General features: G+C 48.7%; 16 protein-coding genes and 3 pseudogenes. 15 read left to right on the forward strand and 4 right to left on the reverse strand.

Annotation, left to right across the window (positions count from 1 at the left end; translation table 11 throughout):
- The first annotated feature begins 2 nt into the window (after window positions 1-2).
- Window positions 3-2,075 (forward strand): UvrD-helicase domain-containing protein, encoded by a 2,073-nt coding sequence (locus IPK30_09495; GenBank protein ID MBK8103490.1) that lies wholly within the window; start codon window positions 3-5, stop codon window positions 2,073-2,075.
- A gap of 60 nt (window positions 2,076-2,135) precedes the next feature.
- Here the strand turns inward: IPK30_09495 and IPK30_09500 are convergent, their stop codons facing one another.
- Complete coding sequence (locus tag IPK30_09500) at window positions 2,136-2,789, reverse strand: inovirus-type Gp2 protein (GenBank protein MBK8103491.1); 654 nt, start codon at window positions 2,787-2,789, stop codon at window positions 2,136-2,138.
- A gap of 132 nt (window positions 2,790-2,921) precedes the next feature.
- Here IPK30_09500 and IPK30_09505 point away from each other — a divergent pair, with 132 nt between their 5' ends.
- The 4 genes and pseudogenes from IPK30_09505 to IPK30_09520 all read left to right on the forward strand — a co-directional run bounded on the left by IPK30_09505 (window position 2,922) and on the right by IPK30_09520 (window position 5,833).
- The gene (locus tag IPK30_09505) at window positions 2,922-3,248 is read left to right on the forward strand and encodes a hypothetical protein (GenBank protein MBK8103492.1); all 327 of its coding nucleotides are present in this window, start codon (window positions 2,922-2,924) and stop codon (window positions 3,246-3,248) included.
- A 94-nt stretch (window positions 3,249-3,342) separates the two neighbouring features.
- A pseudogene (locus tag IPK30_09510) lies at window positions 3,343-4,840 on the forward strand (IS21 family transposase).
- Window positions 4,837-5,627 (forward strand): annotated as a pseudogene (locus IPK30_09515) (ATP-binding protein). Before IPK30_09510 ends, IPK30_09515 begins: the two co-directional pseudogenes overlap by 4 nt.
- A gap of 125 nt (window positions 5,628-5,752) precedes the next feature.
- Window positions 5,753-5,833: pseudogene (locus IPK30_09520) on the forward strand (hypothetical protein).
- 55 nt (window positions 5,834-5,888) lie between these two features.
- Here the strand turns inward: IPK30_09520 and IPK30_09525 are convergent.
- The 3 genes from IPK30_09525 to IPK30_09535 all read right to left on the reverse strand — a co-directional run bounded on the left by IPK30_09525 (window position 5,889) and on the right by IPK30_09535 (window position 8,675).
- Window positions 5,889-6,587, reverse strand: coding sequence for an inovirus Gp2 family protein (locus IPK30_09525; protein MBK8103493.1), 699 nt, complete (start codon window positions 6,585-6,587; stop codon window positions 5,889-5,891).
- A 473-nt stretch (window positions 6,588-7,060) separates the two neighbouring features.
- Window positions 7,061-7,252 carry an AlpA family phage regulatory protein gene (locus IPK30_09530; GenBank protein ID MBK8103494.1) on the reverse strand — a complete coding sequence of 64 codons (192 nt, stop codon included), beginning with the start codon at window positions 7,250-7,252 and terminating at the stop codon, window positions 7,061-7,063.
- A gap of 43 nt (window positions 7,253-7,295) precedes the next feature.
- Window positions 7,296-8,675 (reverse strand): hypothetical protein, encoded by a 1,380-nt coding sequence (locus tag IPK30_09535; protein MBK8103495.1) that lies wholly within the window; start codon window positions 8,673-8,675, stop codon window positions 7,296-7,298.
- 122 nt (window positions 8,676-8,797) lie between these two features.
- On the opposite strand from IPK30_09535, the gene IPK30_09540 reads away from it, so the two are divergent.
- The 10 genes from IPK30_09540 (at window position 8,798) to IPK30_09585 (ending at window position 17,998) form a co-directional block, all read left to right on the forward strand.
- Window positions 8,798-9,520, forward strand: coding sequence for a hypothetical protein (locus IPK30_09540; protein MBK8103496.1), 723 nt, complete (start codon window positions 8,798-8,800; stop codon window positions 9,518-9,520).
- Window positions 9,521-9,876: 356 nt separating this feature from the next.
- A complete protein-coding gene (locus tag IPK30_09545; protein ID MBK8103497.1) occupies window positions 9,877-11,313 on the forward strand; it encodes a mannose-1-phosphate guanylyltransferase/mannose-6-phosphate isomerase in 1,437 nt (478 codons plus the stop codon).
- Between the two features lie 50 nt (window positions 11,314-11,363).
- Window positions 11,364-12,587, forward strand: coding sequence for an exo-alpha-sialidase (locus tag IPK30_09550; GenBank protein ID MBK8103498.1), 1,224 nt, complete (start codon window positions 11,364-11,366; stop codon window positions 12,585-12,587).
- On the forward strand, window positions 12,587-13,060 hold the full coding sequence (locus IPK30_09555) for a TlpA family protein disulfide reductase (GenBank protein ID MBK8103499.1): 474 nt from the start codon (window positions 12,587-12,589) through the stop codon (window positions 13,058-13,060). The genes IPK30_09550 and IPK30_09555 overlap by 1 nt, the downstream gene beginning before the upstream one ends.
- Window positions 13,061-13,145: 85 nt before the next feature.
- Window positions 13,146-14,132 (forward strand): SDR family NAD(P)-dependent oxidoreductase, encoded by a 987-nt coding sequence (locus IPK30_09560; GenBank protein MBK8103500.1) that lies wholly within the window; start codon window positions 13,146-13,148, stop codon window positions 14,130-14,132.
- A gap of 11 nt (window positions 14,133-14,143) precedes the next feature.
- Entirely contained in the window at window positions 14,144-15,148 is a 1,005-nt protein-coding gene (locus IPK30_09565; protein ID MBK8103501.1) for a tryptophan--tRNA ligase, read from the forward strand.
- Window positions 15,149-15,190: 42 nt separating this feature from the next.
- Window positions 15,191-16,204, forward strand: a complete 1,014-nt coding sequence (locus IPK30_09570; protein ID MBK8103502.1) for a radical SAM protein — start codon at window positions 15,191-15,193, stop codon at window positions 16,202-16,204.
- 7 nt (window positions 16,205-16,211) lie between these two features.
- Window positions 16,212-17,036: a phytanoyl-CoA dioxygenase family protein gene (locus tag IPK30_09575; GenBank protein ID MBK8103503.1), complete on the forward strand. Its 825-nt coding sequence runs from the start codon at window positions 16,212-16,214 to the stop codon at window positions 17,034-17,036.
- 51 nt (window positions 17,037-17,087) lie between these two features.
- The gene (locus tag IPK30_09580; GenBank protein MBK8103504.1) at window positions 17,088-17,423 is read left to right on the forward strand and encodes a hypothetical protein; all 336 of its coding nucleotides are present in this window, start codon (window positions 17,088-17,090) and stop codon (window positions 17,421-17,423) included.
- Window positions 17,424-17,440: 17 nt separating this feature from the next.
- A complete protein-coding gene (locus tag IPK30_09585; protein ID MBK8103505.1) occupies window positions 17,441-17,998 on the forward strand; it encodes a DUF1285 domain-containing protein in 558 nt (185 codons plus the stop codon).
- Window positions 17,999-18,010 lie beyond the last annotated feature (12 nt).

Genomic DNA, 18,010 nt, shown 5'->3' on the forward strand with positions numbered 1-18,010 from the left:
TTATGAACTTTCGTATAGCAGACACCTTTACAGACAGCCTAGCCAAACTCACGGGTGATGAGCAGAAAGCTGCTAAAACCACTGCCTTCGATTTGCAGGTAAACCCTGCCAATCCTGGCTTGAGTTTTCATCGTCTGGATAAAGCTAAGGACCGAAATTTCTGGTCGGTGCGGGTGAATAGTGACATCCGCATCATCGTTCACAAAACTGATTCCAGCTTGTTGCTGTGTTATATCGATCACCACGACAAAGCCTACGACTGGGCAGAGCGCAGAAAACTGGAAGCGCACCCCACCACGGGTGCTGCACAGTTGGTTGAAATCCGCGAGCGCGTGCAGGAAATCACCATTCCTGTTTATGTGGAGCAGCCCGTTGCTGCGCCTGCAAAATCACTCCTGTTCGCCAATATCGCGGATGAACAACTGCTGGCGTATGGCGTACCGCCGGAGTGGCTGGCTGATGTAAAACAGGCGGATGAAGACAGCCTGCTGCAACTGGCCGATCACTTGCCGGCGGAAGCAGCGGAAGCACTATTGGAACTGGCAACGGGTGGCACGCCAGTGGTGCCGCAGCCAGTGCCTGCGGGTACAGATCCGTTCGCCCACCCGGATGCCCAGCGCCGTTTCCGCGTGATGACGGATGTGGATGCGCTCAAGCAAGCGCTCGAATATCCGTGGGACAAATGGACTATCTTCCTGCACCCGGCCCAGCAACAACTGGTAGAAAAAGATTTCAATGGCCCGGCGCGTGTATCGGGTTCCGCTGGTACGGGCAAGACGATTGTCGCGTTACACCGCGCGGTGTACCTGGCTCGTAAACACCCTGAGGCCAGGGTATTGCTGAGCACGTTTTCCGATACCCTGGCCAATGCCTTGCGCACCAAGTTACGTCGACTGATCAGCAATGAACCCCGATTGGCAGAACGGCTTGAAGTGCATTCCATGGAGGATATCGGTGCGCGTTTGTATGAGCGCTATTTTGGTAAGCCCAGCCTTGTCACATCTGCCCAATTGCGGGATCTAATGTCACAAGCTTCTTCTGCGATCGGTGAACACAAATTCGGTCTGCATTTTTTACTGACTGAATGGGAACAAGTGGTTGATGCTTGGCAGGTGTCCAACTGGGAAGCTTATCGCGATGTGAAGCGTCTGGGGCGAAAAACGCGATTACCGGAAGCTCAGCGTCAGCAACTATGGTCTATTTTCGAGCAGGTGATTCAGCAGCTAGAGCAAGGCAAATGGATCACCCCGGCCGCCATGTTTACTCGTTTAGCTGGGCGTTTGCAGGAGAATAATCATCCTGCGTTTGAATTCTGTGTAATCGATGAAGCACAGGACATCAGCGTGCCGCAGTTGCGATTCCTAGCCGCGCTGGGTGGTAATCGTCCGAACGCATTGTTCTTCGCCGGCGACCTTGGCCAGCGCATTTTCCAGCAGGCATTCTCGTGGAAGTCACTGGGTGTGGAGATTCGTGGCCGTTCGCGCACCCTGAGTATCAATTACCGTACCTCCCACCAGATTCGCGCTCAGGCAGACAAGTTATTGGGGCCAGAGGTGGCGGATGTCGATGGCAATGTCGAATCCCGCAAGGGCACGGTGTCGGTATTCAATGGTCCGTCACCGCAGGTTATGGAACTGGATAACCCAGCGACCGAAGTAGAAGCGGTATCCAGCTGGCTGAAATCGCTCACGAGTGACGGACTACAACCGCATGAAGTGGGCGTGTTTGTTCGTTCCGGCAATGAGATCGACCGAGCCAAACATGCACTGGAAGCAGCAGGTTTACCTTACAAAGTGCTAGATGAACATGTCGAAACTACCCACGGTTATGCTTCGGTCTGCGCCATGCATCTCGCCAAAGGGCTGGAATTCCGCGCTGTAGTGGTTATGGCATGCGATGACGAAGTGATACCTTCACAAGCTAGGATTGAAACCGTGACGGATGATTCAGATTTAGAAGAAGTGTATGCCACTGAGAGACAACTGCTCTATGTGGCTTGCACACGTGCCAGGGATCATCTGCTGGTCACGAGTGGTGATATGGCCAGTGAGTTTTTAGAAGATTTGTTGCAGTGATGGCGACGGTTGAATCTTTTGGGGTGGATATTTTTGACTTGCCGGATTCAAAGCGATGAGTTATCGACATTTCGCTGTTAAGGCCTGCTTTGTAGACCCAAACGATAAAAACGCTTGTCCATTGGCATCGTTGGGCACAGCACACAAAGCACTTGCTCTGGCAAACAGTCGACACAATCCATCCGCGTTATTTTCAATAGTCATCATGCCGTTGGGTGGAAAGCGGATGTATTTGCCTGAACAATTCTGTGGAATTTGCGCCACTTTTGCCCATGCTTGTCGCGCACGGTACTGCAAGGTATTGGCCGCATCATAGCCGGGACTTTGCACATGGTAAGCGGCATGATTTAACAGCAGCATGACCCTGTAGTAAGGCTTGCCTGCGGGTGAGCAGGTCATTTGCCAGATGGCATCCACAACAGGGCGATCGTTCTGCCTTTGTCCTTTGTGTAGTTCTGTGTGTTTCCAACGCGCGTAGTGCTGCATTTTTTTTACAAACTTGATGATCGATGTGTCGACAATCCTACTGAATGGAAAACCATTGTATTCAGGTACACGAAGCTCCATACAGGCGACAGTGATACGACGATTGTTCTGCATGATGTTTTCAATAGTGGCTAACGCATCTGCCAATCGATTTTCCAAAAAAGGACCGTGCTCTATGGCGAGAGGAATACCTTGGTAGTGTTGGTCGTAGATGATGTTGTCAGTCATGGTGCACCTCGTATTATTTTGCTCATACTGTTGTATTTGCTGTAAATAATTACGGATAAACTTAGCTGACAAGTATTGGAAAATTTTTCACGCATATATCACGCCTGTGCATTCACTGTTGCAGGAGTTTTTATGCGAAAGACAAGAAAACAATCAAAACAAGTTTATGTTACCCATGAGCCATTAACTGCTCATCAAGTTTTAGAGAAAGCCGCTGAGATATTGGCTGAATCATTTAAAAGTGGTGAACAGCTCAACAATCCACAATCCGTTAAGCAATATCTGTCTTGCCAATTAGCCAGAAAGAAGCGTGAAGTGTTTGCTGTGTTATTGCTGGATACCAGTCATAGACTCATTGAATACCACGAGTTGTTTTACGGCACGATTGATGGCGCCAGTGTTTATACAAGAGAAGTGATACAACTGGTTGTAAGCGCCGGAGAGAAACTGTACCACTGAAGCGGCCGAATTCCTCGGTCGCGGCGGTGCAAAAGTGTACCGCCCCAGTGGCCTCCTCTAGTCTGCCGTCTCGGCAGATGGCAGGGGGTGGAGGATGTACAGCGTGGAGATGTATCAACGATTACGACGTGCCTGCCACGTCGATGGCCTGAGTATCCGGGAGGCCGCCAAGCGGTTTGGCGTGCACCGCAAGACGGTCAAGAAGGCCTTGGCTTTCTCGGTGCCGCCGGGCTACCAGCGCACTCAGCCGGTGCGGCGGCCCAAGCTTGCGGGGTTCACCGGGCTGATTGACCAGATCCTGGACGACGATAAAACCCGCCCGCGCAAGCAGCACCACACCAGCAAGCGCATCTTCGAGCGCCTGCGGGATGAGCACGGGTTTACGGGTTGCTACACCATCGTCAAGGACTATGTGCGCGAGCAGACCCTGCGTAGCAAGGAGGTGTTTGTGCCGCTGCTGCACCCTTTGCGGCCATGCCCAGGCCGACTTTGGTGAGGCCGTAGTGGTGATTGCCGGTGTCGAGCAGAAGGCACACTTTCTGGCCGTGGACTTGCCTCACAGCGATGCCGGTTTTGTGAAAGCCTATCCGGCGGAGACAACCGAGGCGTTCTGTGATGGCCACAATGCGGCCTTTGCCTTTTTGGTGGTGTGCCGCAATCGATCCTGTACGACAACACCAAAATTGCTGTGGCGAAGATTCTCGGCAATGGCACGCGGGTTCGCTCCACTGTGTTCAGCGAACTGCAATCCCACTATCTGTTTGCCGATCGCTTTGGTCGTCCTGGCAAAGGCAATGACAAGGGCAAAGTGGAAGGGTTGGTGGGTTATGCGCGGCGCAACTTCATGGTGCCGATTCCGCACTTTGCCAGTTATGACGCCTTCAATGCGCATCTGGAGGCCTGCTGCCGCGCTCGTCTGCAGGAGACTTTGCGCGGCCAAACAGAAACGATTGGCGAACGGATGCAACGTGATCTTGCCGTGTTTATGGCGTTACCTGCCACAGCCTACGATGCGTGCGCCAAACAGGCGACACGCGTCAGTTCACTCGCTGGTTCGCTACCGCAACAATGATTACTCGGTGCCGGTGGCATACGGCCATCGCGAAGTGTTGATCAAGGCCTATGTCGATCGCGTCGAGATTCACTGCGGCAGCGAGCGGATTGCGCAGCATGAACGCTCGTATGCGAAAGAAGATTTTATCTTTGATCCGTTGCACTATCTGGCGCTGCTGGAGCAGAAGATCAATGCACTGGATCAGGCCGCACCACTGGAAGGCTGGGTATTGCCCGAGGTATTTTTAACCCTGCGGCGTTTGCTGGAAGCGCGCATGGGCAAATCCGGCAAACGTGAATATGTGCAGGTATTGCGTTTGCTGGAGTCCTTTCCTGCTGATGAGGTGGAAGCGGCAGTTCATCAAGCCTTGCAACTGGGTGCGATCGGTTTTGATGCCGTCAAACATTGTTTGTTGTGTCGTATTGAACGCAAACCGCCACGACTCAATCTGGCTATCTATCCGTATCTGCCGCGAGCAGACGTCAAAACCACGGAAGCCATCGATTATCTGGCGTTGTTAACCGAGGTGGCAGCATGAGCAGCGCGCAGGAATTACCCAAGGTATTACTGGCGCATCACCTGAAGGCGCTGCGGCTGCCCACGTTCTTGCGCGAGTATGACAAGGTAGCGCAGCAGTGTGCCGATGAAGGTGTGGATCACCCTCGCTATTTATTGCGTTTGACGGAACTGGAGTTGATAGAGCGTGAGCGGCGCATGGTGGAACGCCGTATAAAACTGGCGCGGTTCCCTACAGTAAAAAGTCTCGACAGTTTTGATTTTACGATGATCCCTACTTTGAACAAAACGTTGGTCAATGAACTGGCGCGCTGTGAATATATTACACGGCGCGAAAATGTGATTGCACTGGGCAACAGCGGCACCGGGAAAACGCACATCGCACTGGGCCTGGGATTGGCTGCGTGTCAGAAAGGCTTGTCAGTGGGATTTACCACGGCAGCATCACTGGTTAACGAACTACTGGAAGCGCGCAACGAGAAACGTTTGTTGCGTACGCAAAAGCTGCTGGCCAGTTACCACCTGCTCATCATCGACGAGCTCGGTTTTGTACCGTTATCCAAAACCGGCGCAGAGTTGTTGTTCGAGGTGTTCAGCCAACGCTATGAACGCGGCTCCCTGCTGGTGACCAGCAACCTGCCATTCGATGAATGGACAGAAGTGCTGGGGTTCCGGAACGGCTGACCGGCGCACTGCTCGACAGGCTCACCCATCAGGTGCACATCCTGACCATGAACGGCGACAGCTACCGGCTCAACCAGAGCAAGAAAAGGCAGAGGAAGCCTTCCGCCAACCCGGCAAACCCCTAACGCGCTACGCTTGTTGTCTGGCTGCGCCAGACCGCACTTCCGCTAAAACAACATCAAACCATCGTGTGCCAACTGGTACACTTTTGCTCCGCCCCGGCGGTACACTTTTACTCCGCCATTGACAGGCTTTGATTGATGTTCGTGTGCTCGATCACATTGTTGTGGGAGAAAACATTGTTTCATTTGCTGAGATGGGGTTGCTTTGAGAGAGACACCATTCAGGATGGCGTTAAAACCGCCTGAATGGCTCTCTGAGCGATTTTATCTGTTTTCGAAGACTTGGGTATGGCTGTGATTGAAAGGGTGTAAACCGATACCAAAATGCTTGGATTTTATCTTGCACAAATAGCTCAGACGGTAAATGGCGTCTGCATAGCTTTCACGGTTTCTATTAATGCGATATACGCAATTCGAAGGAAAATACACCAAACATTTTTCTTCTTCCAATAACAGGTTTAAAGCACTACACCATGCAGAACTGATCATTTTTGTAAGATTATTTTTCTCAGATTCAAACCAGCCAATATAACGATACGCATCACCATTTAGAAACAACGCCACATGGATATGCGGCTTGCCATCCTTTTCGTACTCAGTGCAGGCAATATAACGAACTACGGTGTCATTAACGCGATCAGTTTGTTTGAGTGTCATGGATCGGCTGTGTTTTATTTTGGCCTTTAAGGAGTTGATAAATCGCTGAAATGCCCAACTGGTATAGCTATCGTCAAAATAGGGAACATAATCAGGAAATCTTAAATCAAAGCGGATAATGGTGACACGAGGATATTGTTGTAAAGCCAGGTAGGTAGTATCTAGCGTTGCATCTAGCCATTCTTTGATAAAGGGGCTTTTGCTGGAGATAATATTAAAACCTTGATAATTACCACCGTGAATGACATGTAAATTTTTGTTTAGATGAAAGCGTGGGTATTGATTGCTATGTTGATTAGTATTCACTGGTATTTTCCTGTCGAATTAGTCAATTGAACAGATCATGTTCATAACAGAAGAATCGCTATAATAAAAAACATGACGAAATTGAAATCCATCTGTATAACACATGACTAATAGATTTGTTGTATTGGTTGATGGTGTACTTAGACTATATCTAGATATTGAGATGTAGTGATATATTCAGTGTTATTTTTTTATAAAATTGTTGTCGTTATAACTACGATACTATTAATACAGGAGAGAGAATTAGCCTAATGCTGAAAAATAACCAAACAAAGCAATGGAAATTGCTGTCTAGTTTTGGTTTTTCTACTCTGGAAAAATAGAATTACTTATTTGTAAGGTTTATCGTGAGAAGAGTGCAGATTGATCATGGTGTTTGTTAAACGAACGTGCCTGCTTTGCTGTTCCAGTGGAGTATTTAACAGATGACGACACTTCTGCTTCTTAACGGCAGAGGTGGTGTGTTGTTTGTGTCACGATGTTTTAAGTGGATTTCGTTCGTCCATTTTTGCTTGCATGAATTGTAAGATTTCTTCTTTGACCCATAGGGTGCTTTTTCCAAGGTGAATGCTCTTTGGGAAGTTTCCTTCCTTCATTTTTTTGTAGATAAATGTTTTCTTTACGCATGTCATTTGCATGACTTCTTTTATGTCTATGAACTGCATGGTGGTGACCTCGTGAATTGGTTCACGAGATAGGGCTGTTATGTTAAAAATTATATGGGGTGCTTTTCATTGCCTTGACAATGCATTTCTTTTTCTTGGTAATGCGACTGACTGAAAATATGTATTTTGTGTGTTCCTCAATAAAAGACATAGCTTTGATGGGTGCCATTGCTTCTCTTGCCATGTTGTAAGCGGTTCCATAGACAAGATTGGCTAAATTGATAACATCATCTGGTATTGTCTTTCCTGACCTCCTGAGGGCAGTTGTTTTTTTGGTTTCGCCAGTAATTTTCTGGTGCAGGCCATTGGGTACAATTTCGTCAATTATTTTATCTACCAGCTCTTCAATGACTTTAAGTTTTGGTGTGTCAAATACCCTGTAATGATTGTTCAGAATATATGCGGCGTATTGTTCCAGTTTGGCCTGATAGTATCGGCAGGTGACTGAATCAGGGCTGTCTTGGAAAAAGTGCAAAATGGTATTGAAATCAATTTGCTCGGCAAGGAATTGAGAGTAGTAGTCTTTCATTTTTAATTGACGTTCAGTGCTCGTTGTCCATCGACGGGGGAGCGTTTCATCCCGTACATAGCTGACAATCCAGAATGTCATCTGAGCCTCATCTAGGGCGGGTGGATCTATCCAAATATAGTTGTGGGACATGGTCACGGAATATAGCTGGAAAGGGGCAAAGACAGATGTATCGATAGCCAAGCGGTAGATGTTGGGTTTTTGTCCAAACAGCGGAGAGCTTTGGCTGCTGACCCATGACGAGATGTAGCCTTTGGTTCTCAGCAGCTTGAGTTGGTGTCTGATTCGATCCTCTGACCGGCCTGTCAAGGCTGATAGGGAGGCGAAGCCTAGGGAGTCAACGGTGCCTGATTCGTCAGCGAAGCACAGGAGTATGGCCAGTACCAACCGCGTAAATGGCTCCGCTTTAAGACGGTTTGTGACGGGTTGGGCGAACTCTTGTTTCAGTGGTCTTTCTTCTGTGAGATTTTCGTCTGGGCATGTCTCGTGGTGATCTGTGCCTTTTGGGAGTTCGCCGAACAGTGCATGCAATATGCGATTCATATGAACAGTGTGCTCAGGGATTGGGAGGCCCTCCATGGGGCGGGGCAGGGCGATCAATCGGATCAAGAGTTCGTGTTGGTCATTTACTGATCTGGTTTGACATGTGCGGATATACCCCTTGGCCTTGAGTTGCTTAACTCCTTCCCGCAAGTGATGCCCGCTCAAGCCAGTGTGCGCCAGCAACTCCTTACGAGAAATCGTGACTGTTTCATCATCACCCATAAGCCAAAGCACTGTTGCCAGTAGTACTCTTGTGTAAGGTGATGAGCCGTCAAGCTCTGATGTTATGGTGCAAATTATCTTGTTCTTACTTGATCCCATAGATTTGCTGCCTAGTTCACCATTTTTCATAATAATACATACTAGTGAAAACGCTATTATCACCAGTGATATTACTAAATAAATCACATGTTGATTTACTTAAAATATAATATTAAAATTTAAAAAATATTACTTGTGATATTGGTGTTTGCGTGGGTAGGCAGTGGGTGGAGTGGATCGAACTCGGAAATGGGCATCAAAAGGCTTGGGCGCTGCGTTACCTAGAAAAGTTTCGAAAAGATATTGTGTCGTTAGGTGTCATGTCGGTTGATGACAGACTCAAGGAGGCGTTGAATGGGCTGATCAGAAATGACTCCAACGAGCTTTTCTTGATACGCATGAAGGCAAGCTGGGCGCAAGAAAAATACAGGTCGAATCTCAAGAAGAAGGGCTTGGTTACCACCAGTCGTGTTATCAGTTCCGAATCCAAGCGCAAGCTAAAGCAGCTGGCGGATTCTGAAGGGGTGAGTTTTAACTCTGTAACTGAGGGGTTAATCAGGCATGGCTTTTCAGTGGAGCGTGTTGAGACTGAGAAGCATCAGAAGGAGAAGGAAAAGCTGAGGACTAAGCTCAAAAATGCCAAATTAGAAATTGAGTCACTTGACGCAGAGCTGCGTAAGTACGTGGGTAATGATGTCCGTATATTGCATAAAATGATGGTGAACAACCTTCAGGGCAAGGTGCTAGAGCTGGAATCCGAAAACCTTGCATTATCGGAAGAGGTGAAGTGCCTTAAGGCAAAACTTGCCGAGGCGGATCTAGGGGGTGATTCACAAGCAACTGTCACAGAGGAATCAAAGGTTGGTGCCGCTGCGTCTCTTGAACAAGATTCATACATACCCATACAGCAGCAAGAGCTTAAATTAGAAGACTGACCGCCTGAATATATCTGTAGTAGATCAGACTTAATCTGGCAGTTACCCGTTTATCAGACGGTGACTGTCAGCTGAGATTTGCTGTGGTTACTAGGCTGATCTGATAGAGTGTGATGATGTGCAAAAGCTGGGTAACAATCTGGGTAACTCTTGAATTTTTTATTTGTAAAATATAAGTAAATCATACAGTTATCTACTATGTGCCTGTCCCTTCCAGGTCGCCATTTTCTTTTTCTCTTGTATCTTTCTGTTTGATGCCATTTTGTTTTGCGGAATACGCAGAGTGCTTCTCGTGCGTGCAAGATCTCTTGCTGTATGATTCCGCAATTGTCTGTCGTGTTTGAGCATAACGAATCATGAGCACAACCTTACTCCCCGTCATCATGGCTGGTGGCTCCGGCAGCCGCCTGTGGCCGCTGTCGCGTGAGTTGCACCCCAAACAATTTTTGGCGTTGGAAGGCGATACCGCCATGTTGCAGACCACCATCCAGCGTCTTGCTGGGTTGGGGAATGCAACGCCCTTGGTCATTTGCAATGAAGCACACCGATTTCTGGTGGCGGAGCAGCTGCGGCAGCTGGATTTGCTGGCGCGCAATATTTTGCTGGAGCCCGTTGGTCGCAACACCGCACCTGCCATCGCATTGGCAGCGCTGCACGCACTGGCCAGTGGCGAAGACCCTCTGTTGCTGGTGCTCGCTGCGGATCATGTCATCCGCGATGTGGCTGCTTTTCATGCCAGTTTGCGCAATGCCATCCCTTACGCCGAAGCGGGTGCGTTGCTAACTTTCGGTATCGTCGCGCGCAGCCCAGAAACTGGCTACGGCTACATTCGTCGCGGCGAAGCGGTGGGCGAAGGCGCGTACTCGGTGGCGCAATTTGTGGAGAAACCCAATCGCACCACGGCGGAGCAATATGTTGTCTCGGGCGATTACTATTGGAACAGTGGCTTGTTTTTGTTCCGCGCCAGTCGCTATTTGCAAGAATTAGCGCAGCACAGACCCGATATTTTGTGCGCCTGTGAAGCTGCCATGGCGGGTGCGTGTGCCGACATGGATTTCATTCGCGTGGAAGAAACTGCGTTTCGTGCTTGCCCAGAAGATTCCGTGGATTATGCCGTGATGGAAAAAACTGCCACGGCAGTTGTTGTGCCGTTGGATGCCGGTTGGAGCGATGTCGGTGCTTTTTCTTCGCTATGGGATGTGCTGGACAAAGACGAACATGGCAATGTGTTGCAAGGCGATGTATTGGCACACGAGAGTAGCAATAACTTGGTGATTGCAGAAAGCATGCTGGTTGCCACCGTGGGCTTGGAAAATACGGTGGTCGTACAAACCAAGGATGCCGTGTTGGTCGCGGCGCGTGATCGCGTACAAGATGTGAAACAGATTGTCGCGCAGCTCAAAGAACTCAATCGCAGTGAACACCAGTTGCATCGCGAAGTGTATCGCCCGTGGGGGATGTATGACTCCATCGATAACGGCCATCGCTATCAAGTGAAACGCATTTCGGTACAGCCGGGTGCGAAACTTTCACTGCAAATGCACCACCATCGCGCTGAGCATTGGATCGTGGTTTCCGGTACAGCGAAAGTCACTGTCGGTAACGAAGAAAGATTAGTGGCAGAAAATGAATCTATTTTTATTCCGCTGGGTACCGTACACGCGTTAGAAAATCCAGGGAAAATCCCTTTGGATTTGATCGAAGTACAAACCGGCGCTTATCTCGGCGAAGACGATATTGTGCGTTTTGAAGATCGTTATGGGCGTGCGTCAGAAGTTTCGCTTAATCGGTGAGCTCTCTCTGCGACACTTATCTGTAGTGAAAGTGTCGACTTCAGGATGTGATGATGTTTAAAAAAATAATCGCTGCGGGATTCCTGTTGCTAATTTCTACAGCGCTCTCTGTTAGCGCGTTGGCAGAAAATACAGCCGGTCATCAGTCGCACAACATGGAAAAAATGTGGGCAGACATGCGCTCGCAACCTGTTGGCTTGGCAGTGTCGGTGGCTGCCGATGAAAACGACGTGTTGTGGTTAGCGCAAATGCGCGAGGGGCGCATCGTTGTCAGTCATTCGAAAGATAACGGCAAACGCTTTTCAGAAGGTGTTGCAGTGAATGCAGCTCCGGAATCTATTTTAGCCGAAGGTCAAAATCGGCCACAGATTGCAGTGAGAAAAGGTGTGATTGCGGTGGCATGGTCGCAAGCCTTGCCTACAACTTTTGCCGGCAACATTCGTTTTTCTCGTTCCACAGATGGCGGCAAAACTTTTTCTGTACCCGCGACGCTCAATGCGCAAGATGATGCAGTCGGCCATAGCTTTGCTGCCATGACCATGAGTGATAACGGGCGCATAGCTTTGGTGTGGATTGATAGTCGAGATAAAGCCTTAGCTAAGGAAAATGGCAAGTCTTTTGAAGGGAGTTCGCTTTACTACGCTATTTCTAATGACGCAGGAAAAAGTTTTTCTGCCAATAAAAAATTAGCAGATAATTCGTGTGAATGTTGTCGTGTTGCCATCACGCAAAACAGCAATGGCGTGCCGGTGGTTTTTTGGCGACATCTATTTACGGGTGGTGTGCGTGATTTTGCATTTGCTCGCTTGGATGTCTATGCAAGCGTATTGCGCGCCAGTCAAGACAATTGGCAAATCAGTGCTTGCCCGCATCATGGTGGCGACATTGCCGCTGATGAGAAGGGTAGCTTGCATTTGGTGTGGTTTACTGGGAATCCCCAAAATCCCGGTTTGTTTTATCGTCGCATCGACGATGAACATATGACGGTTCCGCGTGCGTTTGGCAATGTGGACGCGCAAGCCAGTTACCCAGCTGTTTTTGTGTCAGGAAAAACCGTATTTCTGGCTTGGCGTGAATTTAATGGCAGCGAATACCAGTTGCTGAGTATGCAGTCTGACGATCCGCGCGGTGAACGCTGGTCTGCACCGCGTGTGATAGCGGCGTCTGCAGGCAAGATGGATATCCCAGAATTTGTTGGCGATGCCAAGAAACCCTTGTTGGTATGGAATGGTGGGGCAGGTGGGTTGCAGGTGTTTGATTTGAGTGCGCACTAATGCGTTCAATAGTGTTGGCATTTTCGTTACTGGTGAGTGGTGCGGTTGCAGCGGGTGAGTTGCGACCGTTTGTTGTGGGCAGCATGGCGCAAATTGAAGCGGAACATAAAGGGCAGCCCTTTGTATTGCTATTCTGGTCGCTGACTTGCGCGTATTGCCCGACTGAATTGAAAATGCTCGCTGCATTAAAACAAAAAAATCCCGCGTTAAATTTAGTGTTGGTAGCGACCGATACGCCAGATGAATCATTAGAAATAAAGCAGCGGCTCACGCATTACGGTTTGGACAAAGTAGAGCAGTGGGTGTTTGCCGATGCTATGCAAGAACGCTTGCGCTTTGAAATTGATCGTCGTTGGTATGGTGAAGTGCCGCGCACCTATTTCTATGATCGCGCACAGCAGCGTGAAATGAAGATGGGCTTGGTGGAGCGGTCGTTTGTAGAAAGCTGGTTGGAGCGCACAACGCAGCCGTAACCTGTATTCTCGTAGGTGTAGGGATTGCTCTTGCCCGCCATCTTCTCTACAGTCTCGCCACTTTCTATGACGCAGGCTTGTACGCATGACAATTCTCTCTGGCGCAGAAAAAACAACGACGGATGTTATTGCGGGCATAGATCTGCACGGAAAAACAGCCGTGGTGACAGGTGCGAGCAGCGGCTTGGGCTTGGAGACGGTGCGCACACTCTTGGGTGCGGGTGCGCGAGTGATTATGGCGGCGCGGCCTGGTGCGAAATTGGACGCGGCGTTAACCGCTGCGCGAGCGGATTTTCCGCAAGCGACTGTCGATGCCGTGCCTTTGGAGCTGACCGATTTTTCCAGTGTTCGCGTTTGTGCTGAACGCGTTGCACGGTTGACTCAGAAAATAGATTTGCTTATCAATAACGCGGGCATCATGGCGGTGCCGTTTGCGCGCACGTCAGCAGGTTGTGAATCGCAATTTGGTACCAATCATATAGGTCATTTTTTGTTAACTAACTTGTTGTTGCCTTTGTTGCTTACGACGGGCAAAGCACGCATCGTCAATTTGAGTTCTGGCGGTCACAAACACTGTGCGATTGATTTTGATGATTTGCACTGGCAGACGCGCGAGTACAACAAGTGGGGTGCTTACGGGCAATCAAAAACAGCAAACGCATTATTTACTGTCGCTCTGCAAAACAGAGTAGGCGCCAAAGGCGTGAGTGTGTTTGCTGTACATCCTGGTGTGATCCCGACGGATTTGGGGCGTCATTTAACAGCGGATGACATCAACGCGTTAATGAGTAGCCAATCTTTGGGCGGCGAGAAAAAAGAATCCGGCGGCACCAGTCGCGGCAAGTTGACCTTAAAAACCATTCCACAAGGTGCAGCCACTTCTGTGTGGGCGGCAACAGCTCCTGAGTTGGAAGGCAAAGGCGGTTTGTATTTGGAAGATTGCGCTATTGCTGAAGAAGTGCCTGTGGGCGTGGCCGAGCACGGCTATTATGCGTGGGCTGTTGATCCTGCCGCGGCGGAAAAGTTGTGGCAGGAATCGGAAAAAATTGTTGGACAAACTTTTTCTTGGTAAAGAATTTTTTTATGAAGACAGTATTAACAGGCATCACGACCACGGGCACACCGCATTTGGGTAATTATGTCGGTGCTATTCGTCCCGCTATTCGCGCTAGTCAACAAGTGGACAATCGTGCATTTTATTTTTTGGCAGACTATCACGCTTTTATTAAATGCCATGAGCCGGAACATGTGCATCGCTCCACTTTAGAAATTGCAGCGACATGGTTGGCTTTGGGTTTGAATACCGACAATGTGGTTTTTTATCGCCAATCGGATGTGCCGGAAATTACCGAGTTGGCGTGGTTGCTGTCTTGCATGACGGCAAAAGGTTTGATGAATCGCGCGCACGCTTACAAAGCAGCAGTACAGGCGAATGAAGAAGCGGATGATTTGGATCCTGATAAAGGCATCACCATAGGCCTGTTCAGTTATCCGGTGTTGATGGCGGCAGATATTTTGATGTTTGGTGCGACGCATGTGCCGGTAGGTAAAGATCAAATCCAGCATGTCGAAATGGCGCGCGATATTGCCCTGCGCTTCAACCATCACTTTGGCGAGCTGTTTGTACTGCCGGAGGCTGTGGTAGAGGAGCATGTGGCCGTGCTGCAAGGTCTGGATGGTCGCAAGATGAGCAAGAGTTACGGCAACACCATCCCGTTGTTTTTGCCGCCAAAACAATTGCAAAAAAACATCAACAAAATCATCACCAATTTGCTGGAGCCAGGGCAACCCAAGGATCCGGACACTTCCACGGTGTTCCAAATTTGGCGTGCCTTCGCTACACCAGAGCAGACGGCAGAAATGCGTCGTGAATTTGAGGCGGGTATTGCGTGGGGTGAAGCCAAAAAGCGCTTGTGCGCGCTGATCGATGCAGAGATTGCCGAAGCACGCGAACGCTATGAGCAGTTGTTGGCCAATCCTGCACAGGTGGAAGCGGAGTTGCAGAAGGGTGCCCAAAAAGCACGGGCGATTGCGCAGCCGTTTATGGCGCGCGTGCGAGCAGCGGTAGGCATTCGCCCCTTGGTATGAGCTTGTGCTAGGCTGAACTCAAAGCCGCTCGGTACCTTGGCAATGAAAATCAAACGACTAGCACTGGATGTAGAACTGACCAATCGCTGCAACGCGTTGTGTCATTTTTGCCCGCGCGATAAAACCCCTGAGCAGGGTTTTATGAGCGATGCGGTTTTTCGACAAGCCGTGGCGCGTGCGCAAGAAGAAAACTTAACCGTGATGTTGACCGGTCAAGGGGAATCTCTGATCCATCCTCGCTTTGATCAGTGCATCCAGTATTTGGCTGAAAATAAAGTGCCGTTTGCGATGACGACCAATGCGGCGCTGTTAACACCGGAAAAATCGGCGTTATTGCTGGAAGCAGGTATTTCACGCGTCACTTTCAGCATCAGTGATCTCGATGAAGATTACGAAGAAGTTTACAACTTGGATTACGCTACCATGCGTGAGCATGTGGCAGCATTTATGACACTTAATGCAGAGCGGGAGCCTGCAAATCGCAGTGAAGTGTGGATCAGTATTGTGGAGCACGACATCAATCGTGAAAAAATTCCTGCTATGCGTGCGTATTGGGAGTCACAAGGTGTGACGGGTGTTTTTTCCTTTCGCCAAATTACGCGCGGTGGTGCCTGCGAAACTGGGCACTATTTTTTGCGCAGTGAAAAATATCGAGCTGAAGCTGAGGCGTTGATGGCTGCTAAAGGCGTGTCTACATGGTGCAATCTTGCGTTTATTGTGCCATTTGTCGGTTGGAGTGGGCAGTATTACATTTGTTGCAGTGATTACGAAAAAGTGACGCCGCTGGGGGCGGTATTTGACTACAGTGTGTCCGACATGGATCAAATTAAAATGGATAGTATCAGGCGGGGTAATGCCGCTTGCTTGAAGTGTAACTACGATCCAATCAATGTAGTTCGGGAAGCAATGTTTGAGGTTGAGCAGGGTGAGGCTCCTAAATCGCGGATTGCTAACCGAATTGGCGTGTTAAAACAGCAGAAGATAGATGACCCCGAGTTGTATGATGCGTTGGCTGCGATGGATTTGAAGAATAATGTGATCGCTGCTGAGAGATAAAATAGTTATGTTTGTACTATCTGAACAGCAAAAGAAATTTTTTGAAACCTTTGGGTATCTTGTATTCAAGGGTCTATTTTCTAAAGAGGCGAATAAAATATCAGAAGTTTTTGATTGTGTTTTTTCTAAAGGGCTGGAAGATGTCATTGACTGGAAACATCGAGCCCATGCCAATGAGAAGCGACAGTTTTTGACGCAATTTATTGATCGAGACGAGTATTTAAGTTCTCTGTTGGATGATGAGCGGATTCTTGGAATTTATAAGGGACTGCTCGGCGAAGATTTTATTTATCGTGGTAGCGATGCTAATTTATTTGAATGTGGAACATGTTGGCACTCTGATACTTATGGAGCCTTGTTAAAATATCGTAATGTAAAAATGATTTTCTATTTGGATTCTTTGGCGGCAGATAGTGGGTGTTTTCGGGTGCTGCCTGGTAGCCAACATTTTGGCGATAAATTTTCCAATAAAATTCAGTCCTTTTTGAAGAAAGGGGATAGCCTGGTTGATGATCTAGGTTTGCAGGATCACGAAGTGCCAGCGCAGGTAATTCCCACTGAGCCTGGTGATTTGGTGGTGTTTGATTTTCGTGTGAAACACGCTACTTGTTTTGCAAGCCATAGACAGCGGCGTATGTTCACCATTTGCGCTTCAGAGAGGCTAAAGGAAGAAGATATTCCGTTGCTGCGTCAAAAAATAGCGGCAGCAGGTGCAGGTGAGTTCGGCCTAAAATCGTACTATGGCTCGGCAATGGTGCGTACGGCCAGCCTGCAGAGAATGGTGCATTTGCAGCAATGTTTGGAAAACGAAGATGCGTTGTGGCTCAACTAACACGAAGCTGCTCAGTTTTATTTTTGATGTTGATGTCAATGAGGAAAAGTAATGGAAAAGCAATCAGATAGTTTGGGTCAACAGGATAAGGCACAAGGCCGGCCAGTTATGGTTTTGGCCAGGCTGGAGCCAACCAATGTGCATTTTGAATCGGCAAAAAAATTGTTAGATGACTGGAAGCTGGAGCTTAAGAAAATTTCTGCTTGCCTTAATGTCGATGTGATTTGTTGTGTTCCAGAGCAAATTGCGTGGATTGAGCACTGGGATAGCAAAGCAAGCTTAGATTTGTTTAATAAAGAGCAGCTTCCTTTTTCGCCTTTTTTATCGGCTTTGTTTGAGAACTCTAGGGCTGTGCCAACTCGATATATTTACAGAAAGCTATTTTAAATTTGGACGGCGGGGCGATGGATGATGTGAATGGTTTTCTTGCTTTCGCTGGGAAATTGAAAGAAAGAAAGCTGCCGCCTGTTGAATCTTGGCATCCTAGTTTTTGTGGTGATATCGATATCCGCATTGCACGCGATGGCCGTTGGTACCACGAAGGGCGTATTTTTCAGCGCGATGCACTCACCAAATTGTTGTCATCCATACTGAGAAAAGAAGGTGATGAATACTTTTTAGTGTCACCTGTGGAAAAAATGCGCATTCAGGTGGAGGATGTGCCGTTTCTTGCCATAGAGATGCAGCAAGAGAAGGCTCCAGATCAGTTCGCTGCTTTTTTATTTCGCACAGCGACAGATGATATTGTGCGTTTGGATGCTGAACATCCTTTGCGGGTGCAGGTGGATCCCGTTAGCAATGAGCCGAGGCCGTATATTCTCGTGCGTGGTGGCATGGAGGCGCGCATTCACCGTCCTGTTTTTTATGAATTGGTTGAATTGGCGCGGGAAGAAAAACGAAATGGGCAATTGCATTTGGTGATAGACAGCGCAGGCGAGACCTTTGATCTCGGTGCGCTGTAGCACAAATTGTTG

The organism is Cellvibrionales bacterium, from assembly GCA_016713115.1.
Classification (GTDB): Bacteria; Pseudomonadota; Gammaproteobacteria; order Pseudomonadales; family UBA7239; genus UBA7239.